This is a genomic window from Pseudomonas sp. 05T35 (assembly GCF_056396605.1).
The window spans coordinates 1-5,000 of the sequence record NZ_JBFTLU010000344.1; the positions used below are offsets into that span (position 1 = coordinate 1).

Here is a 5,000-nt window from a genome sequence, read left to right on the forward strand (position 1 = left end):
TTCCTGCACCGCACGCAAGTCTTGCGAGGACTCCAGTAAGTGGCTGGCGAAGGAGTGTCGCAACATATGTGGGTGCAGGTTTTGCCCCAGTTCACGTTCGCCGACGGCTTTGACCCGTGCCTGAACCGCCCGTGAGCCGAGGCGCCGGCCTTTCTGGCTGACGAATACCGCATCGTCTACCGGGTTCGCCATGGCGCGCAGCGGCAACCACAGTTCCAGGGCTTCGCGGGCCTTCTTGCCGACGGGCAGCACGCGGGTCTTGCTGCCCTTGCCGAGTACTTGCACCAGGCCGTCCGCCAGGTCGAGCTGTTCAAGGTTGAGCCCGGTCAGCTCCGACAGACGTAAACCGGACGAGTAAAACAGCTCGAGAATCGCCTGGTCGCGGCGCGCCATGAAGTCGTCTTCCACGGCGCCATCAAGCAGTTGCAGCGCACGGTCGGTGTCGAGGGTTTTCGGCAGGCGGCGCTCGCCCTTGGGGGGCGCCAGGCCGTTGGCCGGGTCGTGGTCGCAGAGGCCTTCGCGGTTCAGGTAGTGATAGAGCCCGCGTACCGCCGACAGCAGCCGCGCCAGGCTGCGCGAGGATTGCCCTTGCGAGTGCAGGCGGGCGATCAGGCTGCGCAGGCGCTGGATGTCCAGCGCGGTCCAGCTGCCGATGTTCTGTTTTTTGCAGTGCGCCAGGACCTTGTTCAGGTCGCGCCGATAGGCTTCCAGCGTGTGAGACGACACCTGACGCTCACTGCGCAGGTGCTCGCAGTAGGCGTCCAGTTGTCGTTCCATGGTCAGCGTACCGAGCGTAGCGAAGTGTTGACCCGAGGCAGTACGCGGCCCATGACTTCAGCAACGTAGCTTAAGAACAACGTGCCCACCGAACTTTTGTAGTGCTGCGGATCGCGACTGGCAATCGCCAGGACGCCGTGCAGGCCTTGATGGCTGATGGTGACCACTGCCGTGGAGCCGATCTGCTTGCGCTGTTCTTCGCCAAACAGGAAGTCCAGCTCGTGTTCGCGCAGGCTGCCGCTGACGGTTTTGCCTTCGGACAACAAGCCACCGATGGCCTTTTGTGCGTCGGCACTGGTCACCGAGCGGCCGACCGGCAGGGGCTCGTCGCTGAACAGGATCAGGCTGACAAAGGGCACCTGGAAATCCTGGCGCAGGCTGTCTTCGACGCTGATGACTACGTCGTCCAGGCTGCTGGCGTCCATCAAGGCGAGCGTCAGTCGGCGGGTTTTGTCGAACAGCCGGTCGTTGTCGCGGGCGACGTCCATCAGTTGCGAGAGGCGATGGCGCATCTCGATGTTGCGTTCGCGCAGAATTTTCATCTGGCGTTCGACCAACGAGATGGTGTCGCCGCGCTGGTGCGGAATGCGCAGCGCCGGGAGCAGTTCTTCGTGCTCGACGAAGAAATCCGGATGAGCCTCCAGGTACGCGGCAATCGCCGCCGCCTCCAGGCTTTCGGAAGGGGATTCGTCGGGCTGTGGGGCTGGAACCTGAGGCTGATCAGTCATGTATTTCGCTCACTCAAAGACGCACTTGTCCTTCGTATACGCGTACTGCCGGGCCGGTCATCATCACCGGATGGCCAGGACCTGCCCATTCAATGGACAAGCGCCCGCCGGGCAGGTCGATCAATAGTGGCGAATCCATCCACCCCTGGCTGATCGCGGCCACTGCGGCAGCGCAGGCCCCGGTCCCGCAGGCCTGGGTTTCCCCGGTGCCGCGTTCCCAGACGCGCAACTGCGCACGGCTCCGGTCGATGACCTGGAGAAAACCGACATTGACCCGCGCCGGGAAGCGCGGGTGGTTTTCGATTTTCGGTCCCAGCTCATGCACCGGCGCGTTGTTGATGTCACTGACCCGCACTACCGCGTGGGGGTTGCCCATGGAGACCGCAGCCAGTTCGACGGTCTGGCCGTCGACCTCGACCTGATAACTCAAGGCCTGAGCGGGCGCCTGGAATGGAATCTCTGCCGGCACCAGGCGTGGTGCTCCCATGTTGACGCTGATCTGGCCGTCGTTGCGGATATCCAGTTCGATAATGCCGCTTTTGGTCTCGACGCGAATCTGCCGCTTGGTGGTCAGGCGCTTGTCCAGAACGAAGCGCGCGAAGCAGCGCGCACCGTTGCCGCATTGCTCGACTTCGGAACCGTCGGCGTTGAAGATCCGGTAACGGAAATCCACGTCCGGGTTGCTTGGCGCTTCGACGATCAGCAACTGGTCGAAACCGACGCCGGTGTGCCGGTCGCCCCATTGCTTGGCGTGCTTGGGCAGAATGTGCGCGTGCTGGCTGACCAGGTCGAGGACCATGAAGTCGTTGCCCAGGCCATGCATCTTGGTAAAACGCAGCAGCATGGGTTTACTCCGGCAGCAGGCTTTCGCCAGCAAACAACTCGGCTACCGTCTCGCGGCGACGCACTTCGATTGCCTGATCACCGTCCACCAGCACTTCAGCGGCGCGGCCGCGAGTGTTGTAGTTGGAGCTCATGACAAACCCGTACGCACCGGCCGAATGCACGGCCAGCAAGTCGCCTTCTTCGAGTGCCAGCTGACGGTCCTTGGCGAGGAAGTCGCCGGTTTCGCAGATCGGCCCGACGATGTCGTAGGCGCGTGCCGGAGTTGCACGCGGGCGCACGGCCGTGACGTCCATCCAGGCCTGATACAGCGCCGGGCGGATCAGGTCGTTCATGGCCGCGTCGACGATGGCGAAGTCTTTGTGCTCGGTGTGCTTGAGGTACTCGACCTCGGTCAGCAGCACGCCGGCGTTGGCGACGATGAAGCGGCCCGGCTCGAACACCAGCGCCAGGTCGCGACCTTCAATGCGTTCGCGTACGGCTTTGATGTAGTCGGCAGCCAATGGCGGCTCTTCATCGCGATAACGCACGCCCAATCCACCGCCGAGGTCGATGTGGCGCAGGTAGATTCCGCAATCGCCCAGGCGGTCGATCAGCGCCAGCAGGCGGTCGAGGGCATCGAGGAACGGTGGCAGGGTGGTCAGTTGCGAACCGATGTGGCAATCGACACCGACCACTTCCAGGTTAGGCAGTTGGGCGGCACGGACGTACACGTCTTCGGCGTCGGCAATGGCGATGCCGAACTTGTTTTCCTTGAGACCGGTAGAAATGTACGGGTGAGTGCCGGCATCGACGTCCGGGTTGACCCGAAGCGAGATCGGCGCGCGAACGCCAAGCTCGGCCGCGACGACTTGCAGGCGCTCGAGCTCGTCGGTGGATTCGACGTTGAAGCAGTGCACGCCGACTTCCAGGGCGCGACGCATGTCGTCACGGGTCTTGCCGACGCCGGAGAAAACGATCTTGTCGGGCTGGCCACCGGCGGCCAGAACACGTTCCAGCTCACCACGGGAGACGATGTCGAAACCGGCGCCCAAACGCGCCAGGACATTCAGTACGCCCAGGTTGGAGTTGGCCTTGACCGCAAAGCAGACCAGGTGCGGCGTGCCGGCCAGGGCATCGGCGTACGCCAGGTACTGGGCTTCGATGTGCGCGCGGGAGTAGACGTAGGTCGGTGTGCCAAAGCGTTCGGCGATGGCGGACAGGGCAACACCTTCCGCGAACAGCTCGCCGTCACGGTAGTTAAAAGCGTCCATGATGTTCCCTTAGTAGGTGCTGGTACTGGTGCTGTGCTGGTGCGCTTTGGACTGCGACGACTTCGCCTGTTCTTCAGGGGATTTGCTGTCATCGGGCAGATACAGCGGACCTTTTTGACCACAGGCAGTGACAAGGCAGGCAACCGCGACGAGCGCAGCAAGGGAAGAGATCAGGCGCTTCATGGCGAAATCCTTGAAAATGCGTTAATTGCGCCGGAGTATACCGGCCACCCGGCAGCTTGCCTATGCGACGGGCCACCCGTCCGGCGGGCCTTTGCCCAGGCAAGCGATCAAGCGGCGCAAGGTGTGTCGATATTTTCTACTCTTGTCTGATGCTTGGTCAGTATCCTTTGCAATCGCTGGGGCTCGGCCGTATCTTGCGGCGCTTGAGCGTGAGTAGACACTTTTTGAGGTTCCCGCAATGAGTTTGACTGAAGCCCGTTTCCACGATCTGGTCGATGCCACCCAGCAAGCGCTGGAGGATATTTTCGATGAGAGTGGCCTGGATGTTGATCTGGAAAGCTCGGCCGGTGTGCTCACCGTCAAGTTCGAAAGCGGCAGCCAGTTGATCTTCAGTCGCCAGGAACCGMTGCGTCAGCTGTGGYTGGCGGCAGTCTCCGGCGGCTTCCACTTCGACTATGACGAAGAAAGCGAACGCTGGATGTGTGACAAGAGCGAAGAACAGCTCGGCGAGATGCTTGAGCGCATCGTCGGCGAGCAGGCCGGCGCCAAGCTTGATTTCGAAGGGTTGTGATCTGGTGACTGAGGCAGCACCCGTCCGACCGCCAAAGCCGCTGTACAGCAATGTCAGCGCGGCGGTGCCTTCGCCGTGCACCAGCGTCTGTCGGCTGGACGAGCAGAAAGTCTGCCTGGGTTGTTTCCGCCATGTCGAAGATATTCGCGAATGGCGCTCGGCGGACGATGATCGACGCCGGGTGATTTGCGCCCAGGCTCAACAGCGCAAGAACTCAGCCCTGCGCTAGTCTTCGTAGGAGCCGAACTTGCTCGCGATGGCGGCCTGACAGCCGCCCAATCTCCCGCGGATGTACATCAATCAAAAGTGTGGGAGCTGGCTTGCCTGCGATGGCGGCCTGACAGCCGACCAACCTCCCGCAGGTGTACATATCCATTTCTGCGGTAACGGCCGCTTGCGGTTTCGCCCTTACGGCGAGTCCCTTTTTCAAACGCCAAAAAGGAACCAAAAGGCTTCGCCCCAAGCGTACGGCACCTCGCCTAGGCTCGGCGTCCCCTCACTCCGGCATTCATCAGGGGGCATCGCCTACGGTCTGCTTCGCGACGACCTCCTCTCGATGTGTCCGGCTGCGCCGTACGGCGCTACGCGCCCACCCCCTGATGAACACCTCCATTCGGCCTTCCGAAGGGGCGGGTGGATCAAGAT

Annotated in this window: 7 protein-coding genes; 2 read left to right on the forward strand and 5 right to left on the reverse strand. The window is 62.3% G+C overall.

Translation table 11 applies throughout. The features are described from left to right. The 5 genes from AC1DH9_RS22135 to lptM form a co-directional block, all read right to left on the reverse strand. The coding region (locus tag AC1DH9_RS22135) for a tyrosine recombinase XerC (protein WP_477808779.1) at positions 1 to 777 on the reverse strand (777 nt) is incomplete at its 3' end. Positions 778 to 779: 2 nt separating this feature from the next. Next, on the reverse strand, positions 780 to 1,505 hold the full coding sequence (locus AC1DH9_RS22140; protein WP_427529667.1) for a DUF484 family protein: 726 nt from the start codon (positions 1,503 to 1,505) through the stop codon (positions 780 to 782). A 13-nt stretch (positions 1,506 to 1,518) separates the two neighbouring features. Next, positions 1,519 to 2,349 (reverse strand): diaminopimelate epimerase, encoded by an 831-nt coding sequence (gene dapF, locus AC1DH9_RS22145; RefSeq protein ID WP_427538852.1) that lies wholly within the window; start codon positions 2,347 to 2,349, stop codon positions 1,519 to 1,521. 4 nt (positions 2,350 to 2,353) lie between these two features. Further along, positions 2,354 to 3,601: a diaminopimelate decarboxylase gene (gene lysA, locus AC1DH9_RS22150; RefSeq protein WP_427538849.1), complete on the reverse strand. Its 1,248-nt coding sequence runs from the start codon at positions 3,599 to 3,601 to the stop codon at positions 2,354 to 2,356. Positions 3,602 to 3,610: 9 nt separating this feature from the next. Further along, positions 3,611 to 3,784, reverse strand: a complete 174-nt coding sequence (lptM, locus tag AC1DH9_RS22155) for an LPS translocon maturation chaperone LptM (RefSeq protein ID WP_019694236.1) — start codon at positions 3,782 to 3,784, stop codon at positions 3,611 to 3,613. Between the two features lie 238 nt (positions 3,785 to 4,022). Here lptM and cyaY point away from each other — a divergent pair, with 238 nt between their 5' ends. After that, positions 4,023 to 4,355, forward strand: coding sequence for an iron donor protein CyaY (gene cyaY / locus AC1DH9_RS22160; protein ID WP_477808780.1), 333 nt, complete (start codon positions 4,023 to 4,025; stop codon positions 4,353 to 4,355). Positions 4,356 to 4,359: 4 nt separating this feature from the next. Continuing rightward, positions 4,360 to 4,584, forward strand: a complete 225-nt coding sequence (locus AC1DH9_RS22165; RefSeq protein ID WP_427538844.1) for a DUF1289 domain-containing protein — start codon at positions 4,360 to 4,362, stop codon at positions 4,582 to 4,584. Positions 4,585 to 5,000: the final 416 nt, after the last annotated feature.